Here is a 21,718-nt window from a genome sequence, read left to right on the forward strand (position 1 = left end):
TAATGAATGGCAGAAGGTCAAAGCAAAGGGTCTTCAAGCACGCAACTGTACCGATGCTCGTGCAGGAAATGGGTGGGAGGCAATACCGAGGAACACTTGGCTTGCGCATACCGGCAACGCGGGTGAAAGGCACAACCAGTCGGCAGATTCAGCGGGCTCGGCGGTTCGCCGGGCAATGGCTGCGCAGGCAATGGCCGGTGCGGATCGATCTCCGGGATGGCCTGGATCAGCGCCGCCGTATACGGGTGACGCGGCGCGGTGAACACCGCTTCCACCGGGCCTTCCTCGACGATCTTGCCCAGGTACATCACCGCCACGCGGTCGCACAGGCGTCGCACGATGGCCAGGTCATGGGCGATAAACAGGATCGCCAGGTTCATGCGCTGTTGCAGTTCCAGCAGCAGGTTGATGATCTGGCCCTGGATCGACACATCCAGCGCCGCCACACATTCATCGGCAATGATCAGGCGCGGCTCCACCGCCAGCGCCCGGGCGATACCCACGCGCTGGCACTGGCCGCCACTGAGGGAGCCGGGCTTGCGTGAAGCCAGCTCAGGACGCAAGCCGACCAGTTCGAGCAACTCATTCACACGCTCAGGAATCTGCTGCGCCGCCACCTTACGCTGCACACGCAGTACCTCGGCGAGGGTTTCGCCAATGCTGTGCCGTGGATTGAGCGCGGCGTAGGGGTCCTGGAAAATCATCGCGGTTTCATGCCGCAGTCGGGCAATGTCGATGGCGCTGCCATGGGCCATGTCGATACCGTCGAACAACACCTGCCCGGCGCTGATCGGGTTGAGGTGCAGAATTGCCCGGCCCAGGGTGCTCTTGCCACTGCCGGACTCGCCCACCAAACCCAGGGTTTCACCGGCGGCGAGGTTCAGCGACACCCCGTTCACCGCCCTCACCCACTGGCGGTTGAGGCCCAGCAGGCCGCTGCCGGACGCGGCAAAGCGCACTTCCAGATCCTTGACCTGTAACAAGCTCATGGGCGCGCTCCCAACGGGTAGTGACAGGCCACGCGTGCGCCCTGGGGCAGCAACTCGGTGCACAAGGCGCCTGCCTGCGGGCAGCGCGGGTGGAAGCGGCAGCCGTCGGGCAATGCATCGAGCAACGGCGGCTGGCCAGCAATGGTGCGCAACAACGCATGCCCGCTGCTGTGGGCCGGCTGGCAGTCGATCAGGCCTGCGGTATACGGATGTTGCGGTTGGGCCAGCAGTTCGTATTTGCTGCCGTGCTCGCACAGGCGCCCGGCGTACATCACGGCGATGGCATCGCAGGTTTGCGCCACCACGCCCAGGTCATGGGTGATCATGATGATCGACAGGCCACGCTGGTCGCGCAGGTCGAGCAACAGCCGCAGGATTTGCGCCTGCACCGTCACATCCAGGGCCGTGGTCGGTTCGTCGGCGATCAACACCTTCGGGTTGCAGCCCAGGGCCACGGCGATCATTGCGCGCTGGCGCATGCCGCCGGAAAACTCATGGGGGTAGTTGTCGACCCGGGCCTGCGGATCGGGAATCCCGACCTGACGCAATACCTCGATCGCCTGCAAGCGCGCGTCTTTTTTCGACGCACCTTGATGCAGGCGGATGCCCTCGGCGATCTGCTCACCGATACGCATCAGCGGGTCCAGGTGGCTGCTGGGGTTCTGGAAGACCATGCCCAACTGCCCGCCGCGCACGGCGCGCATACCGGCATCATCCAGTGCCAACAGGTCCTGGCCGGCCAACTGCACCGCGCCGCCCTGCACCCGCAGGTTGGGCGATGGCAACAGACGCATCAGGCCGCGACAGGCCATGGTCTTGCCCGAACCGCTCTCGCCCACCAGGCCGAGGATTTCACCCTCGGCCAGGTCGAAAGACACCCGGTCCACCAAGGTGACCTCACGCCCGGTGTTGCTGGCGATCACACTGAGGTCGCGCACCTTCAGCAGGCTCATGAGCGCTCCCCCAATACCTGTGCAACACCATCGGCCAACAGGCTGAAGCCCATGGCCAAGGTCACGATGGCCAGGCCCGGAAAGGTGCAGATCCACCAGGCGGTGGTGATAAAGGCTTGCCCCTCGGCCACCATCGTCCCCCATTCGGCGGTCGGTGGTTGCACCCCCAGGCCCAGGTAGCTGACGGCGGCGCCGTTGAGCAGCACCAGCACCGCGTCGGACATGGAAAACACGATGGAGCCAAACAGCGCATTGGGCAGCAAATGCCGGAACAGAATGCGTCCATGGCCAAAGCCCAGGCTCTTGGCGGCCAGGGCGAACTCGCTTTCCTTGAGCACCAGGATCTGCGAGCGAATCAGGCGCGCATACGACACCCAGCCCACGAGCGCCATGGCGATGTAAAAACTCTGTAAGCCCGGCCCGAGGATGGCCATGATCGCCAGCATCAGCACCAGGAACGGGAACGCCAGCACCACGTCGATCACACGCATGCAGACACTGTCGAAACGCCCGCCGATATAACCCGAGACCGCACCGATAAAGGTGCCAATGATGAAAGGGAAGATCACCCCGATAACCGCCAACTGCAGGTCGATGCGCGCACCCCAGATCACCCTCGACAGGATGTCCCTGCCGTAATTGTCCGTACCCAACGGATGGGCAAGGCTGGGGGCCAGCAAACTCATGCCGGTGTCCTGCGCGATGGGGTCATAGGGCGCGATCCACGGCGCAAACAGCGCCAGGGCCAACCACGCGAACAGGATCAACAACCCCCATGCGGCGGTCAGTCGGCCATTGCGAAAACCAAAGCGCAGGCGCAAGCGCCATGGGGCAATCAGGGGGCGACTGCTCATTGCATCTTCACCCGTGGGTCAAGGGCCACTGTCACCAGGTCAGCCATGAAGTTGACCACCACCGTGGCACAGGCCAGCACCATCGCCACGCCCTGCACCACCATGTAGTCACGGGTGAAAATGCCGCGCACTAGCAACTGGCCGATGCCTGGAATCGCGAACAGGCTTTCGATGACTACCGTGCCGCTGATCAGCCAACCGATGTTGACCGCCAGCAGGTTGACCGCCGGCACCAGAGCGTTGGGCAGCACATGCCGGCGAAACACCGCGCCTTCCGACAGCCCGCGTGCGCGTGCGGCGGTGACGTGATCCGCCTGCAATTCCATCAACATGCTCGCCCGCAGGTTACGCACCAGCACCGCCGACAGCGCCAGGGCGATGGTCAGGCACGGCAAGAGCATGTGGTGCGCCTTGTCCAGCCAGGTGCGCCCGTAACCGGACACCGGGAACAAGCCCCATTTCACGCTGAGCAGCAGGATCAGCATCAACCCCAGCCAGAACGCCGGCATGCCCAGGCCGACCGTGGTGAACACGCGGATCAGCTTGTCTGCCCAACGGCCTTGCTGGCGCGCCGCAATCGTTGCCAGTGGCACCGCTATCAACAACGCGAGCACCACGCTGCCCAGCACCAGCACCAGGGTCGGCTCGATCCGGGTGACGATCAGCTTCAGGGCGTCGACCTTGTAGAGCAGCGATTGGCCGAGGTCGCCCTTGAGCAGGTTTTTCAGGAAGTAAAAGTATTGCAACCACAAAGGCTGGTCGAGGCCGAACTGGGCGCGGATCTTCAGCAGCGCATCCGGCGTGCTGCGCGAACCCAGCAAGGCGCGCGCCGGGTCGCCAGGAATCGAGCGCACCAACACGAAGGTGATCAGGCTGATGCCCAGCAGCACCGGCAGCAATTGCAGGGGCCGGGACAACACAAAACGGTAGCGCGCCAGGTTCATGCGTCAGTCTCGGTGGCGAGCGAGGAAGTCCAGCAGCACCGGGAAGTACGCCTGCGGCTCCTCGTAAAACGGCATATGACTGCTGTTGGGGAACACATGCAACTCGGCGTGGGGTGCTGCTAGTTTCATGCGCATTGCGCAAGCGGGGGTAAGTTCGTCGTGCTGGCCGGTGGTGATCAGGATCGGCATGTTGAACTCGGCCATTTCCTTGAGGCGGTTCCAGTCCTTGAGGTTGCCGATATAGAGGAACTCGTTGGGGCCTTGCATGGTTTCGTACGGCCCCATGTTCCAGTCGCCCAGGGAGCGCTTGACCGGCTCCGGCCATTCGTCGAGCCGGCACACGTGGCGGTAGTTGAGCAAGGTGATGGCGGCCTGGTACTGCGGGTGGTCGAGGGTGCCCATGGCTTCGTGGCGTTGCATCATGGCCACGGTTTCGCTGCCCAGGGCGCCGCGCAGGCGCTCCAGCTCCTGGGACAGGTGGGGAATGTCGCCGACGGTGTTTTCCAGGATCAGGCTTTTGAGCGCACCGGGATAATGCACGGCATATTCGATCCCCAGCCAACCGCCCCAGGAGTGCCCGAGCAAATGCACGCGGCCCAGGCCCAGCGCCTGGCGCACGGTCTCGACTTCTTCGACATAACGGCGGATTTCCCACAGTGCGGCATCGGTCGGTCTGGCTGATGCGCCTGTGCCAAGCTGGTCGAATGCAACCACTCGCAGGTTATGTGCTTTGAGCCAGCCATGGGCGTCGCGCAGATAGTCACACGGCAGGCCCGGCCCGCCGTTGAGACACAGCAGCACCTCATCGCCTTCGCCAAAGCTGTAGACCACGAGGTTATGGCCGTCGACTTGCACGTTGTACTGCTGGTCGGGGGCAATTTCACGCCACATGCATACATTCCTTGTGTTGTATCGGCCTGGCGGGTAGCGGCCGTTTATCAGGTCAACACTACCGAGGATGCCGTGCGTCCATAACCTAGTATTTCTTATAGGTTTGGCCTGGCAGTCCTTCGCCGGGGCGTGGCATTCTACTTGCAGCAAGTCGAGATTCAAATGAATTCGGGAGCAGAACGGATGCTGGCCAAGCTGACCGCCTTCAATAATCGCCTCATACCGGGCAGGAGCCTGGATGAACAGATGGACAATACGTTTATCCTGGCCCAACAACTGGGCTTCGATGCGCTGGTGTATGACTACAGCCCGGTGCCCATCGATCTCAACGGCGCACTGATCACGCCTTCGCTGTTGCAACTGCGCAACACACCGGCCGACTGGCACGCCTTATGGTGCAGCGAAGGGTTTTACCAGATCGACCCGGTGCAACACCTGGCATTGAGTTCGGTATCACCGTTTGTCTGGTCCTATGAGGCCAAGACTGAGACCGCCCTGCAAAAGATCATCGACCCGTGCCACGCTCCCGTTTCCTCCTACCTGCATGAACGCCAGCTGACCTGCGGCGTCAGTGTGCCGATTCATCTGCCCAAGGGCGGTTTTGCCTCGCTCACCGGCTTACGCACCGGCAAGGCGCGCACGGTATTGAAGGACGCCCAACATACGCTGGCCGATTTCAGCCTGATTACCCATGCCCTCCAGGAAGCGGCGTACCCGCTGTTCAGCAAGGAGGTGCGGGCTTATCCGCACATCCGCCTGACCAAGCGCGAGCGCGAATGCCTGAAATGGGCGGCAGAAGGCCTTACCGCCGCTGAAATCGCCACGCAATTGAGCCGCTCCCTGGCAGTGGTCACCCTGCACCTGGCCTCGGCCATGCACAAACTGGGGGCCAAAAACCGTGTTCAAGCGGTGGTTCGAGCCACCCATTACCGCTTGCTGGAAGATTGAGCTTTCGGCAAAAACCTATCTGTTTTGCTAGTTACCTAAACTTTTTGTTCAGACTATCGTAACCCTGATCCTTTTTTTCAGAGCAGGGTACGAAATGGAATTCATCGAAAAAGTTCGCGAAGGCTACGCGCCCTTTGGCGCCTATCAGACCTGGTATCGCGTCACGGGCGACCTGAGCACAGGCCGCACGCCCTTGGTGATCATCCATGGCGGCCCGGGCTGCACCCACGATTACGTCGACGCCTTCAAGGACGTCGCCGCCAGCGGCCACGCAGTCATCCATTACGACCAGTTGGGCAACGGCCGCTCCACGCATTTGCCGGAAAAAGATCCGTCGTTCTGGACCATCGGCCTGTTCCTCGACGAGTTGAACAACCTGCTGGACCACCTGCAAATCAGTGAGAACTACGCGATCCTGGGGCAATCCTGGGGCGGCATGCTCGGCAGCGAACACGCGATCTTGCAACCCAAAGGCCTGCGCGCGTTTATCCCTGCCAACTCGCCCACCTGCATGCGCACCTGGGTCAGCGAAGCCAATCGCCTGCGTAAGCTGTTGCCTGAAGGCGTGCACGAAACCCTGCTCAAGCACGAGCAGGCCGGCACCTACCAAGACCCGCAATACCTGGCGGCCTCACGAATTTTCTATGACCAGCATGTGTGCCGGGTCAACCCGTGGCCCGAAGAAGTGGCACGCACCTTCGCCCAGGTGGATGCCGACCCGACGGTGTACCACGCCATGAGCGGCCCGACCGAATTCCACGTGATCGGCAGTTTGAAGGACTGGAACGTGATCGGACGCCTGTCAGCCATCAAGGTGCCAACCCTGGTGATTTCCGGTCGACATGACGAAGCCACACCGTTGGTGGTCAAGCCTTTCCTGGATGAGATAGCGGACGTGCGCTGGGCACTGTTTGAAGACTCCAGCCACATGCCCCATGTGGAAGAACGCCAGGCATGCATGGGGACGGTGGTGAAGTTTCTGGATGAGGCGTGTTCGTTGCCGCACAAAGCCCTCAAGGCCGGCTGAAATCCGCCCTCTGTAGGAGCGAGCTTGCTCGCGAAAAACTCATCGACGCCGTGTTTATTCAGGAAGCACGCGTCATCGTTGACGTTTTTCGCGAGCAAGCTCGCTCCTACCTGTTTAAACCTCAGTGGTTTCGGGTTTTGCGGCTTTCTTTGAGGTATCTGCTACCAAGGGAATTTCCTTGCCCTCGGCATCAAACAACTTCCCACCCCGGTAGTAATCACCGTCACGCAACGCAGCCACGTCGCGAAAGCACAAGCTGCGCTCAGTCCCCGCCACAAACACTGACTGCTGGTCCGAGTTGCCGGCGGTGAAGTGGTTGAATGCCAGGTTCAGCAATATCGCCATGATTGCCGACGAGCTGATGCCCGAGTGGAAGATGGTCGCGAACCAGCTTGGAAACTGATCGTAGAAGCTGGGCGCGGCGATGGGGATCATGCCGAAGCCGATGGATGTGGCGACGATGATCAGGTTCATGTTGTTGCGGTAATCCACCTTGGATAGCGTGCGAATCCCGCTGGCCGCCACCGTGCCGAACAATACAATCCCGGCGCCGCCCAACACGGAGGTGGGCACGGCCGCGATCACCCGGCCCATGAATGGCAGCAGGCCGAGCACCACTAGGAATACCCCGCCAGTGGCCACCACAAACCGACTCTTGACCCCGGTCACCGCCACCAGGCCGACGTTCTGAGCGAATGCGCTCTGGGTAAACGAACCGAAGATCGGCGCGAACATGCTCGACAGCATGTCGGCGCGCAGGCCGTTGCCCAGGCGCTTGGAGTCCACTTTGGTGTCGATGATCTCGCCCACCGCCAGGATATCCGCTGACGTTTCCACCAGCGTCACCATCACCACGATGCACATGGAAATAATCGCCGCCACATGGAAGGTGGGCATGCCGAAGTGAAATGGCGTGGGGAAACCGAACATCGGCCCCTGCATGACGCCAGAGAAGTCCGCCATGCCAAGCAGCACCGCGATCACCGTGCCGATCACCATGGCCAGCAGGATCGACAGGCGCGAGATGGTTGCGCTGCCGATCTTGCTCAGTAGCAGCACCAGCACCAGAGTCAGCGCGGCCAGGCCGATGTTGGACATGCTGCCAAAATCCGCCGCCCGGCTGTTGCCACCCATGGCCCAGCGCGCCGCTACGGGCATCAGGGTCAGGCCGATGGTGGTAATCACAATGCCCGTCACCAACGGTGGAAAAAACTTGGTGATCCTTGAGAACACCGGGGTAATCAACAAACCGATAAAGGACGCGGCCATCACCGCCCCGAGAATCGCTGGCACACCACCGGCACCGTCGCTGCCGACAATCGCCACCATGGTCGCCACACCCGCGAACGACACGCCCTGCACCAGCGGCAACTGACAGCCGAAGAACGGCAGGCCCAGGGTTTGCAACAGCGTGGCCAGGCCACCGGCAAACAGCGATGCAGCGATCAGCAGACCGATATCCGCCGGCGACAACCCGGCTGCCTGGCCGACGATCAACGGCACGGCGACGATGCCGCCATACATGGTGAGCACATGCTGCAGGCCGTAAGCCATGTTGGCGGCGACGCCCAGATTTTCATCTTCGGGCCGCTGCGGTGACGCCTTCGGGATAGTCATGGTGAGGGGTTCTCTGTTTTTGTTGTGCGCTCACTGTATGCAATGTTAAGACTCTATGTCCATAGAGTTGTATACAATCAATCGAACAAGATACCCTCCAACGGCGTTACAAAAACAATCCGGCCGTCACGAGCCAGAACGCTAAAGGACAAAAAGAATGAAAAAGGCACTACAGGGCGCCACCGTCGCATTGACCCTTCTCGGCGGCGGGGAGGCCGTTGCGGTGGAATGGATGAACAACAGCGTCGGGTTTCGCTACGGGCAGCACTTCACCAACCCGAACAACCCCGACGACTTCAGCAAGCGCATCTACAGTTTTACCCACGCCAGCGGCTACCGTTACGGCAGCAACTTCCTCAACCTCGACGTATTCCTGTCCGACAGCAGCGACCCGCGCAAAGGCACCGACCACGGGGGCAGCGAGGTGTACGCCGTGTACCGGCATCAGCTGTATGCCTCACGCGTGTTCGACTTGCCGCCGGGCACGGGGCTGATCAGGGATTACGCGCTGACCCTGGGCTTCGACGCCAACCGCAACAACAACTTCGCTTCCGCCAAGAAGCGCGCCCTGGTGATTGGCCCTACGTTGAAGTTCAACACTGTCGGCGTGCTGGACCTGAGCCTGATGTACTACAAGGAAAAGAACCACACCGGCATTCCCGGCGCGCAAGAGTCGAACCACACCTTCGACGCTACCTACATGCTCAACCTGACCTGGATGCGACCGTTCGAGGTGGGCAACCATGCGGCGAAATTCCAGGGGTTCATTAACTACGTCGGAGAAAAAGGCGAGGACTACCATGGCCGCGATACCGCACCGGAAGCGCTGATGCGTACGGCGCTGATGGTGGCGGTGCGACCGGGTAAAAGCGTCAAGCCGAACTTGTACCTGGGGGTGGGGTATGAGTACTGGCATAACAAATTCGGCGTGGACGGTGGGCGTGGCAGCCGCACCTCAACGCCGACGCTGAACATGGAAGTGACGTTCTGACTGAAGAAACGCAAAACAATGTGGGAGCTGGCTTGCCTGCGATAGCGGTCTGTCAGTTAGCCCATCTGGCACTGACACACCGCTATCGCAGGCAAGCCAGCTCCCACACTTTGATCGTATTGTCAGCTCAGGCGTTGGCCAGTTCGGAAGAGTTGCCCTTCGGCCGTGCCAACCAATACCCCAACACCGCCAGCGGCGCGGTCGCCAGCATCACAATCACCGTGATCAACAGCGGTTGCTCGATCATCGACGACACCAACAGGCTGGCCAGGAAGCACAGGCCCAGTTGCAGGGTGTTTTGCAGGGCCGCCGCCTTGCCGGAATTTTCAGCAAAGGGCATCAGCGCATTCGCCACCACAATCGGGTAGCTGGCGCCGTTGCACAGCGCCATCAGGCAGAATGGGATCAACAAGGTGGTCAGGGTCGGCACACTCAAGGTGGCCACCAGGTACAACGCCACCATGCTCAAGCAATAGGCGACCAGCAACCACGGCAGCAGGGTTTTACCCGGCAGGCGCTGCAAGGCGCTGCGGCAACTGTAGCCGCCAACGAGAAACGCCAGGGTCGGCAGTACGTAGCTGAGGCCGATGTCATTCGGGCTGTAGCCCATGCCACCGAGGATGAACGGCGAGGCGGTCAGCCAAGCGAAGAAGCTGGCCGAACAGGCGGCGAAGATCATTACATTGCCGGTAAACACCCGCGAGGTGAGCAATTGCCCATAGCCCAGGCGCACCGGGCTGCCCTTGTGCTCCGAACGCTTGGGCACGTTGCGCAGGAATAACGTCGGCAACAACAGCAGCAACGACACCACCAGCAACACGCCGAAGATCGCCTGCCAACCAAAGTGATTCAGCACCATGGCACCCAACAGCGGAGCCAGGGCCGGAGACAGCGACATCAACGGCATGATGCTGGCGAAGACGCGGTGGGCCTTGTCGGCCGGGTAGCGATCAATCACCAAGGCCTGCCAACTGACGGCGGCGGCACACACGCCAATCGCCTGCATAAAGCGCAGGGCCAGCAGTTGCGGCGCGCTCTGAACCCAGAACATGCCCAGGCAACCGAGCACAAACAGGCTCAGGCCCGCGATCAGAATCGGTTTGCGCCCTAGGCGGTCCGAGAGCGGCCCCCACAGCAACTGCCCCAGCGCAAAGCCGGCAAGAAAAATACTCAAGCTGGCGCCCACCGCGCCAGCACCAATGTTCAACTGCTCGCCCATGGCGCCAAACGCCGGCAAGTACATGTCCATGGCCAGATAACCGAGCATGCTCAGCCCCGCCAGATACCAGGTAAAACCAAAAGAATTTTTCATCGATGCCTTGTAGAGACTGCCATCAAACTATTTGCTGACTGGCGCCCATTATGAAGCTGACAATATCTGTGTGAAGCGATAATAATTGGACACTCTCATCAATAATTTTGAAGGCAGCGCTTATGTGGTCGGAATATTCCCTGGATGTGGTCGACGCCGTTGCCCGTCACGGCAGCTTCAGCGCCGCCGCCCAGGAACTGCACCGCGTACCGTCGGCCATCAGCTACACGGTGCGCCAGCTTGAAGAATGGCTGGCCGTGCCGCTGTTTGTGCGCAGGCATCGCGACGTAGAACTGACCCCCGCCGGCCGTTTGTTTATCGACGAAGCCCGCGGCGTGATGAAAAAAATGCTCGGCACCCGGCGCCTGTGTCAGCAGGTGGCCAATGGTTGGAGCGGGCAGTTGAAGGTGGCCGTGGACTCCATCGTCAAACCCCAGCGCTGCCGGCAGTTGGTGCTCGACTTTTATCGGCAGTTTCCCGAAGTGGAATTGCTGCTCGAATACGAGGTGTACAACGGCGTGTGGGATGCGCTGGCGGATGAACGCACCGACATCGTGATCGGCGCCACCAGCGCGGTGCCAGTGGCCAGCCACTTCAGCTTCCGCGACATGGGCCTGTTGAACTGGCTGTGCGTGGTCAGCGCCCGGCACCCCTTAGCTGCGGTGGAAGGTTTACTCAGTGATGACCAACTGCGCCCCTTTGCCTCGCTGTGCATGACCGACACCTCACGCAACCTGCCCAAGCGCGACACCTGGACCCTGGATAACCAGCGCCGCCTGGTGGTGCCCAACTGGGCGTCGGCTCTGGATTGCCTGCGCGATGGCCTGTGTGTAGGGATGGCACCGGCCCATCAGGTATTGCCATGGATCGAGCGCGGGGACTTGGTCGCGCTGCAGTTGAGCCGGCCATTTCCGGCCAGCCCGTCGTGTGTGGCGTGGGCGCAGAACAAACTGTCGCCGGCCATGGCGTGGTTGCTGGAATACTTGGGCGATACGGAGACCATGAACCAGGAATGGCTGAATGGCCCCTCCCTCTGATCTGATCGTTCCCACGCTCCGCGTGGGAGTGCTGCCCTGGACGCTCCGCGTCCGCTCTTAAGGCGTGACGCAGAGCGTCACAGGAGGCGTTACCACGCAGAGCGTGGGAACGAGCATCGCCCCCTTCCGCACTTTTTCAGTCCAATAGGCGGGTGATGGCTCGCACGATCATTTCTACTTCCTTGCCTTGCAACGTCAGCGGCGGCAACAGCCGAATGATCTTGCCCCGCGTGACGTTGATCAACAGCCCATGCTCCTGCGCCGCCCGTTGGGCCAGGTCACGGTAAGGGCTTGCCAGTTCAATGCCGATCATCAAGCCCTTGCCACGAATCGCCCGCACCTGCGGATGGTCCTCCAACTCCATGCGTAAACGCGCCAGCAAGTGTTCGCCCTGGCGTGCGGCGTTTTCCAGCAAGCCTTGCTCCTGGATAATCTCCAGCACCGTACACCCGACGCGACACGCCAGCGGGTTGCCACCAAAGGTGCTGCCATGGCTGCCGGGGGTGAACAGCTCAGCGACGCCAGCGCGGGCCAGGCAGGCACCGATGGGCACGCCATTTCCCAGGCCTTTGGCGAGGGTCATCACGTCCGGCACGATGCCTTCGTGCTGGAAGGCAAACCAGGTGCCGGTGCGCCCGATGCCGGTCTGGATTTCGTCGAGCATCATCAGCCAGCCGTGGCGCGTGCAGTGCTCGCGCAGGGTTTTGAGGTAGCCCGACGGCGCCACCAACACACCACTTTCACCCTGGATCGGTTCAAGCAGCACCGCCGCGATACGCGTGCCGAACTGTTCGGTGACCGCCTCCAGGGCCGCCATGTCGCCAAAGCCAACCTTGATGAAATCGCCGGGCAGGCGCTGGAACCCCAGGCGCACCGACGGCCCGTCGCTGGCGGCCATGGTGCCCAGTGTGCGGCCGTGGAAGGCGTTCTCCATCACCACCACCAGCGGCTGTTCAATGCCTTTTTTCCAGCCATGCAAACGCGCCAGCTTCAGCGCCGTCTCGTTGGCCTCGGCGCCGGAATTGTTGAAGAACGCGCGGTCCAGCCCGGACAGTTGGGCCAGGCGCCGGGCCAATTGTTGTTGCCAGTCGATGCTGTAGAGGTTGGAGGTGTGCAGCAGCAAGCCGGCCTGTTCGCTGATGGCGGCCACTAACCTGGGGTGGGAATGACCAACATTGGTCACCGCCACGCCGGCCACGGCGTCCAGGTATTCGCGGCCCTGTTGGTCCCACAGGCGCGTGCCCAGGCCGCGGGTGAAGCTCAGGGCCAGGGGTTGATAAGTGCTCATCAGGCAGGCGGCGGTCATGGTGGCGGCTCCAGTGCATCGTTGGGGTGGATCAAGTATGGTTAACCACCCTTGCTGGATAAACGCAGAATTGCTGCAATAACTTTAAACCAGGGCTTTATAATGGATCTTTTCCAGGCAATGGCGGTGTACGTGAAGGTCGTCGAGACCGGCAGCATGACCGCCGCCGCGCAGGAATGCGGGATTTCGACCACCATGGTGGGCAACCATCTGCGAGCGCTGGAACAACGGCTTGGCGTCAGCTTGCTCAAACGCACCACGCGCAAACAGAACCTCACCGAATTTGGCGGGCAGTATTATCAGCGCTGCCTGGAAGTGCTGGGGCTGGTGGCCGACTCCGAGCTACTGGCCGAGCAGGTCCACAGCGAAGCCCCCAAAGGCAGCCTGCGCATCACCGCCCCCCCGGTGTTCGGCACCGAACGCCTGGTGCCGGCCTTGAGTGAGTTTTCCCAGCGCTACCCCCTTATCGACCTGTACGTGGTGCTGAGCAATGAGCGCATGGACCTGGTCGACAGCGGTTTTGACGTGGCGATTCGTCTCGGCGAACTGGAAAGCTCCAGCCTGATCGCCCGGCCTCTGCAGGCCTATACCCTCACCCTTTGCGCCTCCCCTGCCTACCTGGCGCGACGCGGCACACCGCAAACCCCGGATGACCTGCAGCAGCATGACTGCCTGGCATTCGCCTACCCCGCGAACGACAACTGGCGCGACACCGATAAACTTTGGCGCATGACCGGCGATGAAGGTGGGGTGGAGGTGCCGGTGTCTGGCTCATTGACCATCAACAGCTCTCAAGGCTTGCGTCAGGCCGCCATCAACGGCATGGGCATCAGCATGTTGGCCGATGCCCTGGTGCAACCGGACCTGGAGAGCGGCAAGCTGGTGGCCTTGCTGACCACCTATAAACTGCCCAGCCGCCCCATGCACCTGATGTATCGCCAAGACCGCTATCGCCTGCCCAAGCTGCGGGCGTTCGTCGACTTTGTAATGGAGAAATGGGCGCGCTAGAACGCCACGCCCAACTCACGCAAACGCGCGGCGGTGCGCTCGGCCGATACGTGGTGAATGCCCTGCCAGCCCAACGCGATGGCGGCCTCGATATTGCCGGCGACGTCGTCGATAAACACCACTTCACTGGCCTGTATGTCTGGCAAGTGTTCACGCACCTGACTGAGGCTGGCGTGGTAGATCGCCGGGTCAGGCTTGATCAACTTCACCTCGCCAGACACCAGAATATTGCGAAAACGCTTCAGAAATGGATAGTTGGCCCGGGCGTAAGGGAAGGTTTCAGATGACCAGTTGGTGAGCCCGAACAGCGGCATCTCAACCTGATGCAACGCTTCGAGAATCGCCACGCCCTCGGGTAATTCAGCCCGCAGCATTTCGGGCCAGCGCTCGTAATAGGCCTGGATCAGGGTCGTGTGTTCGGGGTATTGGGCAACCAGGGTGCGGGTGGCTTCAGCCAGGGAGCGCCCGGCATCTTGCTCGGTGTTCCAGTCCTGGGTACAGATGGTGTCGAGGAACCACTGGCGCTCGACGTCGTCGGCAATCAGCTTGCGGTACAGGTGCTGCGGGCTCCAGTCGAACAGGACACCGCCGAAATCAAAAACTACTGCACGAATCGTCATCAGATCCTCCGTTAGCGTGGCTTGATAGCTGCTGGAGTCTGACAGATCTGAAAGAGGGAGGCGCCCGCCGAGATGTAAGAAGTGTCTGAAAAGACAGAGGGGAGGAGGCACGGCCAAATTGAGCGAACGCAATGCTCAAAGCAACGAAGATCAAATGTGGGAGCTGGCTTGCCGGCGAAAGCGGTAGTGCAGTCACAGATGCAGCGACTGACTCACCGCCTTCGCGGGCAAGCCCGCTCCCACATTTTTTACCGCGTTTTAAGCCTGGATCAGGCCGTTGATTTTGACGGTCGGGTTCACGTCCGCGTCGTAATCCACGCCGTCGACCTCAAAACCAAACAAGCGCAGGAACTCAGCCTTGTAACCGGCAAAATCGCTGATCTCGTTGACGTTGTCGTCGGTCACCTGGTTCCACAGCGCAGCCACGGCGTCCTGAACCTTGGGCTCCAGCTCGGCCAGGTCGGCACGCAGGCGGCCATCGGCGTCGAGTTTCGGCTCGCTGCCGTACAGGCTGTCCTTGAACAGGCCGTAGACCTGCTCGATGCAGCCTTCATGGGTGCCCTGCTCTTTCATCACCTTGAACAGCAGCGACAGGTACAGCGGCATGATCGGGATTGCCGAGCTGGCCTGGGTAACCACGGCCTTGAGCACCGACACACGGGCGTCGCCCTTGAGCGCAGCGAGGTTTTCGCGCAGGGTCAAAACTTTCTTGTCCAGGTCTTTCTTGGCTTCGCCGATGGAGCCGTTCCAGTAGATGTCCTGGGTCAGCTTCTCACCCAGGTAGGTGAACGCGGTGGTCTTGGCGCCTTCGGCCAATACATCGGCGTCACGCAGGGCGTCGATCCACAGCTGCCAGTCTTCGCCGCCCATGACCTTCACGGTACCGTCGATTTCTTCCTGGGTCGCAGGCTCAAGCGTGGTGTCGACCACCACGCCCTTGTCGGTGTTGATCCCGCGCAGGCTCACGGCCTTGCCGATTGGCTTGAGGGTGGAGGTGTGCACCACGCCTTGCGGGTCGGTACGGCGTGGGGCGGCCAGGCTGTAGACCACCAGGTCGATCTTGCCCAGGTCTTTCTTGATGGTTTCGATGGTCAGGCGCTTGATTTCGTCGGAGAACGCGTCGCCGTTGATGCTCTTGGCGTACAGGCCTTTTTCCACAGCAAACTTCTCGAACGCCGCGCTGTTGTACCAGCCGGCGGAGCTCAGCTTGCCTTCTTCGCCTTCTTTCTCAAAAAACACGCCCAGGGTGTCGGCGCCGCAGCCAAACGCAGCACTGATGCGCGCGGCCAGGCCGTAGCCGGTGGAGGCACCGAGGACCAGTACCTTTTTAGGGCCGCCCTCGATGACGCCGTTTTTGGTTACGTAGTCGATCTGCTCTTTGACGTTCGCTTCACAGCCAACAGGGTGAGCGGTCACACAGATAAAGCCACGAACCCGCGGTTTGATGATCATAAAAATTTCTGCCTCTTCCAAGGTGCCGAAGGCCAATAGTGGCCATTCAACTTCAATCGTACCGGTCTATGACGCCTGAAAAACCGAAGCGTCACGATAGTCGCAAATCTTCTGTTCTCAAAATTCAATCCACAAAACGTCGGAGCCTGCACGGTAACGGTTACAAATTGTGCAGTGGCTTCACAATTTCGCCCTATTTAAAAACGCCTGCCGGTGTCAGAAAGCCCTATGATGACGATATTGTTTCAATATATTTCGGCTTTGGAGCCTCGTTTCATGAGCAAAAATGCTGTCGGCAAAAAGCTGGTGTCCCTGGCGTGGGCGCTCGGCGTTCTGCTGTTGATCTATTGTTTCCCGCGCAGTTGCCTGGTGTTTCTGCTGTTGGTGGTGTGCTGCGGCGTTTATGACTTCCTGCGTAACGGCCTGTACGACCGCGACACCATCAAGAAGTATTTTATCGGCAACGGTCGTAATACCTGGGTGCTGGCACCGTTCAACACCCTGCTCGACCTGCTGAGCAGCCGCAACCGGCATGTCTATACCCTGCAAGACCTGCCGCCGGCCTGGCGCGAAGACCTGCAACAGGTGATCGACGACGCCATGGCCCGTAAGGATGAAATCATCAGCTACCTGGACGAACGCATGGCCGAGAAGAAACGCGGCATGTTGTTTTTCCAGTGGTACGGCCGCCCGATCGAAACCACCCTGGATATCCCGCAGCTGCGCAAGAAACTGCCGTTCGTGAAAACCATCGGCGTCTCGGTGTTCAACGAGAACCGCTCGACGTCGTTCCACTTCGGCCCCCTGCGCATGATGTTCCGTGTGCTCTACAACATGGCGCCGGCACCGCACCATGAGGGCGTGTATATCCAGGTGGGTAAGCACAAGCACTACTGGCACGACGACCCGCTGTTTATCTTCGATGACACGCTGATGCACGCCTCCTTCAACAAAAACGACGCCAAACGCTACTGCCTGTTTATTGATATTGTGCGCCCGACCCTGCTGCCCTCGGTGCTCAACGCCGTGATCGCAGGGTTTGCCGGCCTGGTCTTTACCCTGCGTCGGGTTTTCTACAAAAACTGGAAGCTGATTCAGTAAGTTCTGCGGCATGATGGTGTTGGACGGCATTTGCGCTAGGCCTTGCGCCTGAGGTAAATAACCGTCTCGTGCGACCTTAATTGGCGCTCACCCTTCTCAAGCCATCGCCCCCAAGCGGACGCGGTGGCTGTGCTTTCAAGGAATCAGAATGCCCCAACGTCAAGTCATCAACGCCTCCGTCAGCCCCAAGGGCAGCCTCGAAACCCTGTCCCAACGTGAAGTGCAGCAACTGAGCGAAGCCGGTACCGGCAGCATCTACACCCTGTTCCGCCAATGCGCCCTGGCGATTCTCAACACCGGCGCGCATATCGACAACGCCAAGACCATCCTCGACGCCTACAAAGACTTTGAAGTGCGTATTCACCAGCAAGACCGCGGCGTACGCCTGGAACTGCTCAACGCCCCGGCCGATGCCTTTGTCGATGGCGAGATGATCGCCAGCACCCGCGAGATGCTGTTCAGCGCCCTGCGTGACATCGTCTACACCGAGAACGAGCTGGACAGCCAGCGTATCGACCTGAGCAACTCCCAAGGCATCACCGACTACGTGTTCCACCTGCTGCGCAACGCCCGTACGCTGCGACCGGGTGTGGAGCCCAAGATCGTGGTGTGCTGGGGCGGCCATTCGATCAACACCGAAGAATACAAATACACCAAAAAAGTCGGGCACGAACTGGGCCTGCGCAGCCTCGACGTGTGCACCGGTTGCGGCCCAGGCGTGATGAAAGGCCCAATGAAGGGCGCGACCATTTCCCACGCCAAGCAACGCATCACCAATGGCCGTTACCTAGGCTTGACCGAGCCAGGCATCATCGCCGCCGAAGCGCCGAACCCCATCGTCAACGAGCTGGTGATTTTGCCGGACATCGAAAAACGCCTGGAAGCCTTCGTGCGTGTCGGCCACGGCATCATCATCTTCCCCGGCGGCGCCGGTACGGCCGAGGAGTTCCTGTACCTGCTGGGCATCCTCATGCACCCGGACAACCGCGACCTGCCGTTCCCGGTGGTGCTTACCGGGCCCAAACATGCCGCGCCTTACCTGGAACAATTGCACGCGTTCGTCGGTGCCACCCTGGGCGAAGCGGCGCAGAAGCATTACCAGATCATCATCGACGACCCGGCCGAAGTGGCCCGCCAGATGACCACCGGCCTCAAGGCGGTGAAGCAATTCCGCCGCGAGCGTAACGACGCGTTCCATTTCAACTGGCTGCTGAAGATCGACGAAGGCTTCCAGCGCCCGTTCGACCCCACCCACGAAAACATGGCCAGCCTGCAACTGAGCCACGCACTGCCGCCCCATGAATTGGCGGCCAACCTGCGCCGGGCGTTCTCGGGGATCGTGGCGGGTAACGTCAAGGACAAGGGTATTCGCCTGATCGAGGAGAACGGCCCGTATGAGATCCACGGCGACCCGGCGATCATGAAACCGTTGGATGAATTATTGAAGGCGTTCGTGGCCCAGCACCGCATGAAACTGCCGGGCGGCGCGGCGTATGTGCCGTGCTATCGCGTGGTGCAGTAAGCCAGCGGCGGTCGGTCATAGTTTGTATTCGTTTGGGACATAGCAACGCGTGTGAGGAACAAGAGTTCGGACTAGGGTTTTACTATTCCAACTCATTCACCTCAGCGAGCGACCTATGGACCAACGGATATTGTCCTCCGTCATTCCTTACCCTAAGGTAAGGAATATCACGATGGAGATCTTCACTATGGCCACCGCCACACTCACTTCAAAAGGGCAAATCACCATCCCTGTCCAGGTCAGGACAGCCCTGGGCCTGGAAACAGGCGACCGGGTGGAATTCGTCGAAATGGAAGACGGCAAGTTTTCCATGATTGCCGCCAGCAAAACCGTCAAGGACCTCAAGGGTTTGATCCGCAAGCCCGCCCATGCCGTGTCTATCGAAGACATGAACCGCGCCATCGCGGCCCAGGGAGCAAGCGCTGGATGATCGGCCTGGATACCAATGTGCTGGTGCGTTATGTGACCCAGGATGACCCGGTTCAATCCGCCAAGGCGTCCCAACTGATCGAATCGCTCACCGCCGCCTCACCAGGTTTTGTCAGCCTGGTGACGCTTACGGAACTGGTGTGGGTGTTGCAGTCCTGCTACCAGTCGGCCAAAAGCGATGTGGTAACGGTACTGGAGACCTTGCTGCACACACGGGAACTGACCGTCGAGCACGCCGATATCATCTGGCAGGCCCTGCGCAAGTTCACCGCAAGCAAAGCGGACTTTGCCGACTGCCTGATCGAACGCTGTGGCCATGCGGCCGGTTGCGAGTACACCGCCACGTTTGATCTGCACGCAGCCAAGGCAGCAGGGATGAAACGGCTCGGCTAGCTCGCTTTGTTTGTGTAGGAGCGAGCCTGCTCGCGAAAAACCAAACAGCACAAACCGTTGACGTGTTTCGCCAGGAAGCTCGCTCCTACAGAGGAAAGGGTGAGGAGGTTTGGTCAGCGAACCCAGCCGCCGATCTGCCAGTGGTAGCCATCATTACGCTGCACCCAATGCGGGTGTACATAACGATACCCCTGGCGCACCGGTTCCCAATGGCCGTGCACTGCCACATAGCGCCCGCCTTCCCAGCGCCAGTAACCGCGTGACCAAATATAACCTTCGCGCACCGCAGGCTCGACTTCAATCACCTGCACCGGCGGCGGTTGCGGCGCCACCACATCCACGTACTCGTGTTGCACCGGCCTGCGCTCATGCACAACACGCTCTTGCACACACCCGGAAGCCGCGACCACCATGGCGGCCAATGCTGCATAACGTAGCCACATACAAAACCCTCGGGCGCGCACGCCCAACACCTGCATCAGAAAGAAGTCCTTCCTTTGTTGCAGCCGGGCCCTGCTTGGGCCTGGGTTATTTTTAACAGGAGATGTCTGTCAGATGGCTGAACCTGTAGATCTTTAGCGTGCCTCCCGACGACCGCCACGGTGGTGCTCCTTCATACCGGACCAAAACGTCCCAGCACAGTCTCGACAAAGCAGCGCAACTTGGCGGTACGCTGGCGGTTTGCGGTGTAGACCAAATGCATCGACCGACTCGGAGCCTCAAACTCCGGCAACACCCGCACCAACTCGCCACTCGCCAACGCCGTTCGCAGAAAGTCTTGCGGGCCGAGCACAATGCCAAAACCATCCAATGCCGCCGACATCAATGCCCGGCTTTCATTGATGAGCAAACGGCTGGCCACTCGTACCTTGTAGGAAACCGTGCCCTGAAAAAACACCCACTCTCGATCCGCCGGACGCGATGAAAAGGCGTACCCCAGGCACTCATGACGCTCAAGATCTGCCGGCTTCTGCGGTGTGCCTCGCGCCATCAGGTAAGCCGGTGCAGCGCAGGCCACCAACCGATACGGTGCCAAAGGTCTCGCAGTGAGGCCGCTCGTGCCCAACGGACCAATGCGAAACGCGGCGTCGTAGCCCTCCTCCACCAAGTCGACGAAACGATCCGTCAGGTGCAAATCGACTTCTACCTGTGGATTGTCACGTAAAAACCCGGTGATCAACGGCATCAGGCTGTAGGAGCCAAAGGTCACCGGGGCGGTGACTTTCAGCTTGCCACGCGGCGTGTCGTTCATGACCTGTGCCAGGGCGTCGGCGGCCTCGGCCTCCGTCAGGATATGTTTGCAGCGTTCGTAATACTCCCCTCCCAGTTCAGTCAGGCTTTGTCGACGGGTTGTGCGGTTGAGCAATCGCGCGCCCAGGCGTTGTTCCAACGCGGTGACATGCTTGGCCACCATCTGCGGCGACATGCCCAAGCGTTCGGCGGCCCTCGCATAGGAGCCTAATTCAGCGGCTATCACGAAGGCGTTCATGCTTGACAGGCGATCCATCATTCCCCACTCCCAGTAATAACACCCACATCAAAATGACGATTTATCACGTTATGGTTGCTAATCATCATAGCCACTTCCTACTTCCACTGGAGCAAGCACATGAAGATTGGCGTGATTGGAGCAGGTTTTATCGGGCGTGCCGTGGCGCAACTGGCGCTTGCCGCCGGACATAACGTGATGCTGAGCAATTCCCGCGGCCCACACACCATGAGCAGCGTGGTGAGCGGCATACTCGGTGTGCAAGTGGGCAGCGCAGATGACGCCGCCAGGTTTGGTGACCTGGTACTGGTGGCGATCCCTCTGGAGCACTACCGCAGCGTCCCCGCCCAATGGCTGGAGGGCAAGACAGTGATGGACGCCAACAATTACTACCCCGATCGTGATGGGCATATCCCGACACTGGACCGTTTTGAAACCACCACCAGCCGATTGCTGGCTGACCATTTGCCGCAATCACATGTGGTAAAAGTATTTAATGCGATCTTCGCCCCAGACCTGACGCAGGATGCCCGCCCGCACGGCGCGCCTGAACGCCGCGCATTGCCAGTGGCAGCAGATGACGCGACGGCAAAGGCGCAAGTGATGACGTTACTCGACCAAATGGGTTTCGATGCCGTGGATGCTGGAGGGCTGGATGAAAGCTGGCGATTCGAGCGGGCTAAACCGGCGTATTGCGTACCCCTTAACCAAGCGGGCTTGAAGGCAGCGCTGGCAGCGGCCGAGCGTACGGTTGAGCTGCCTCCGGTGGAGCGACACCCGCCGCGCGCCTGATCGTTAGCGCACAAAAAAGCCCGCTGACCGTCACCGGTTCAGC

The 21,718-nt window shown here is 60.5% G+C and carries 22 protein-coding genes; 10 read left to right on the forward strand and 12 right to left on the reverse strand.

Going from position 1 to position 21,718, the window contains the following annotated elements:
- Positions 1-17: 17 nt before the first annotated feature.
- From BMH52_RS15460 to BMH52_RS15480, 5 genes are read right to left on the reverse strand one after another with little or no spacing between them, the layout of a single operon-like run.
- Entirely contained in the window at positions 18-989 is a 972-nt protein-coding gene (locus tag BMH52_RS15460; protein WP_020302500.1) for an ABC transporter ATP-binding protein, read from the reverse strand.
- Positions 986-1,942, reverse strand: a complete 957-nt coding sequence (locus tag BMH52_RS15465) for an ABC transporter ATP-binding protein (protein WP_038449498.1) — start codon at positions 1,940-1,942, stop codon at positions 986-988. The genes BMH52_RS15460 and BMH52_RS15465 overlap by 4 nt, the downstream gene beginning before the upstream one ends.
- Positions 1,939-2,796: an ABC transporter permease gene (locus tag BMH52_RS15470; RefSeq protein ID WP_014717609.1), complete on the reverse strand. Its 858-nt coding sequence runs from the start codon at positions 2,794-2,796 to the stop codon at positions 1,939-1,941. Before BMH52_RS15470 ends, BMH52_RS15465 begins: the two co-directional genes overlap by 4 nt.
- Positions 2,793-3,740 carry an ABC transporter permease gene (locus tag BMH52_RS15475; protein ID WP_003189752.1) on the reverse strand — a complete coding sequence of 316 codons (948 nt, stop codon included), beginning with the start codon at positions 3,738-3,740 and terminating at the stop codon, positions 2,793-2,795. The genes BMH52_RS15470 and BMH52_RS15475 overlap by 4 nt, the downstream gene beginning before the upstream one ends.
- A gap of 3 nt (positions 3,741-3,743) precedes the next feature.
- Complete coding sequence (locus BMH52_RS15480) at positions 3,744-4,631, reverse strand: proline iminopeptidase-family hydrolase (RefSeq protein ID WP_073844220.1); 888 nt, start codon at positions 4,629-4,631, stop codon at positions 3,744-3,746.
- A gap of 183 nt (positions 4,632-4,814) precedes the next feature.
- Between BMH52_RS15480 and BMH52_RS15485 the strand changes: the two genes are divergently transcribed.
- Together BMH52_RS15485 and BMH52_RS15490 are read left to right on the forward strand one after the other, a co-directional pair.
- Entirely contained in the window at positions 4,815-5,579 is a 765-nt protein-coding gene (locus tag BMH52_RS15485) for a LuxR family transcriptional regulator (protein ID WP_019820650.1), read from the forward strand.
- A gap of 94 nt (positions 5,580-5,673) precedes the next feature.
- Positions 5,674-6,606: a proline iminopeptidase-family hydrolase gene (locus tag BMH52_RS15490; RefSeq protein ID WP_019820652.1), complete on the forward strand. Its 933-nt coding sequence runs from the start codon at positions 5,674-5,676 to the stop codon at positions 6,604-6,606.
- A 114-nt stretch (positions 6,607-6,720) separates the two neighbouring features.
- On the opposite strand, the gene BMH52_RS15495 is transcribed toward BMH52_RS15490, so the two are convergent.
- A complete protein-coding gene (locus tag BMH52_RS15495; protein ID WP_032892803.1) occupies positions 6,721-8,223 on the reverse strand; it encodes a nucleobase:cation symporter-2 family protein in 1,503 nt (500 codons plus the stop codon).
- Between the two features lie 157 nt (positions 8,224-8,380).
- Between BMH52_RS15495 and BMH52_RS15500 the strand changes: the two genes are divergently transcribed.
- A complete protein-coding gene (locus tag BMH52_RS15500) occupies positions 8,381-9,214 on the forward strand; it encodes a hypothetical protein (protein ID WP_038449494.1) in 834 nt (277 codons plus the stop codon).
- A 127-nt stretch (positions 9,215-9,341) separates the two neighbouring features.
- Here BMH52_RS15500 and punC read toward each other — a convergent pair whose 3' ends face one another.
- Positions 9,342-10,526, reverse strand: coding sequence for a purine nucleoside transporter PunC (punC, locus tag BMH52_RS15505; RefSeq protein WP_014717603.1), 1,185 nt, complete (start codon positions 10,524-10,526; stop codon positions 9,342-9,344).
- Positions 10,527-10,648: 122 nt separating this feature from the next.
- On the opposite strand from punC, the gene punR reads away from it, so the two are divergent.
- Positions 10,649-11,563, forward strand: coding sequence for a DNA-binding transcriptional activator PunR (gene punR / locus BMH52_RS15510; protein WP_020301687.1), 915 nt, complete (start codon positions 10,649-10,651; stop codon positions 11,561-11,563).
- A 136-nt stretch (positions 11,564-11,699) separates the two neighbouring features.
- Here punR and BMH52_RS15515 read toward each other — a convergent pair whose 3' ends face one another.
- The gene (locus BMH52_RS15515; RefSeq protein ID WP_073844222.1) at positions 11,700-12,869 is read right to left on the reverse strand and encodes an aspartate aminotransferase family protein; all 1,170 of its coding nucleotides are present in this window, start codon (positions 12,867-12,869) and stop codon (positions 11,700-11,702) included.
- 102 nt (positions 12,870-12,971) lie between these two features.
- Here BMH52_RS15515 and BMH52_RS15520 point away from each other — a divergent pair, with 102 nt between their 5' ends.
- Positions 12,972-13,877 (forward strand): LysR family transcriptional regulator, encoded by a 906-nt coding sequence (locus BMH52_RS15520; protein WP_073844224.1) that lies wholly within the window; start codon positions 12,972-12,974, stop codon positions 13,875-13,877.
- Here BMH52_RS15520 and BMH52_RS15525 read toward each other — a convergent pair.
- Positions 13,874-14,497: an HAD family phosphatase gene (locus tag BMH52_RS15525; RefSeq protein ID WP_073844226.1), complete on the reverse strand. Its 624-nt coding sequence runs from the start codon at positions 14,495-14,497 to the stop codon at positions 13,874-13,876. The two genes, BMH52_RS15520 and BMH52_RS15525, sit on opposite strands and share 4 nt — an antisense overlap.
- Positions 14,498-14,755: 258 nt before the next feature.
- Positions 14,756-15,949, reverse strand: a complete 1,194-nt coding sequence (gene fabV, locus BMH52_RS15530; protein ID WP_073844240.1) for an enoyl-ACP reductase FabV — start codon at positions 15,947-15,949, stop codon at positions 14,756-14,758.
- Positions 15,950-16,225: 276 nt separating this feature from the next.
- Here fabV and BMH52_RS15535 point away from each other — a divergent pair, with 276 nt between their 5' ends.
- The 4 genes from BMH52_RS15535 to BMH52_RS15550 all read left to right on the forward strand — a co-directional run bounded on the left by BMH52_RS15535 (position 16,226) and on the right by BMH52_RS15550 (position 19,394).
- On the forward strand, positions 16,226-17,050 hold the full coding sequence (locus tag BMH52_RS15535; protein ID WP_019820661.1) for an aspartyl/asparaginyl beta-hydroxylase domain-containing protein: 825 nt from the start codon (positions 16,226-16,228) through the stop codon (positions 17,048-17,050).
- 148 nt (positions 17,051-17,198) lie between these two features.
- On the forward strand, positions 17,199-18,572 hold the full coding sequence (gene ppnN / locus BMH52_RS15540) for a nucleotide 5'-monophosphate nucleosidase PpnN (RefSeq protein ID WP_014717596.1): 1,374 nt from the start codon (positions 17,199-17,201) through the stop codon (positions 18,570-18,572).
- Between the two features lie 172 nt (positions 18,573-18,744).
- Positions 18,745-19,002: an AbrB/MazE/SpoVT family DNA-binding domain-containing protein gene (locus BMH52_RS15545; RefSeq protein WP_014717595.1), complete on the forward strand. Its 258-nt coding sequence runs from the start codon at positions 18,745-18,747 to the stop codon at positions 19,000-19,002.
- Entirely contained in the window at positions 18,999-19,394 is a 396-nt protein-coding gene (locus BMH52_RS15550) for a PIN domain-containing protein (protein WP_014717594.1), read from the forward strand. Before BMH52_RS15545 ends, BMH52_RS15550 begins: the two co-directional genes overlap by 4 nt.
- 113 nt (positions 19,395-19,507) lie before the next feature.
- Here BMH52_RS15550 and BMH52_RS15555 read toward each other — a convergent pair whose 3' ends face one another.
- Together BMH52_RS15555 and BMH52_RS15560 are read right to left on the reverse strand one after the other, a co-directional pair.
- On the reverse strand, positions 19,508-19,837 hold the full coding sequence (locus BMH52_RS15555) for a YXWGXW repeat-containing protein (RefSeq protein WP_014717593.1): 330 nt from the start codon (positions 19,835-19,837) through the stop codon (positions 19,508-19,510).
- Between the two features lie 170 nt (positions 19,838-20,007).
- Positions 20,008-20,904, reverse strand: a complete 897-nt coding sequence (locus BMH52_RS15560; RefSeq protein ID WP_038449482.1) for a LysR family transcriptional regulator — start codon at positions 20,902-20,904, stop codon at positions 20,008-20,010.
- Between the two features lie 99 nt (positions 20,905-21,003).
- Here BMH52_RS15560 and BMH52_RS15565 point away from each other — a divergent pair, with 99 nt between their 5' ends.
- Positions 21,004-21,675 (forward strand): NADPH-dependent F420 reductase, encoded by a 672-nt coding sequence (locus BMH52_RS15565; RefSeq protein ID WP_019820669.1) that lies wholly within the window; start codon positions 21,004-21,006, stop codon positions 21,673-21,675.
- Positions 21,676-21,718: the final 43 nt, after the last annotated feature.

It is taken from the genome of Pseudomonas sp. BTN1 (genome assembly GCF_001907715.1).
GTDB lineage: Bacteria > Pseudomonadota > Gammaproteobacteria > Pseudomonadales > Pseudomonadaceae > Aquipseudomonas > Aquipseudomonas paracarnis.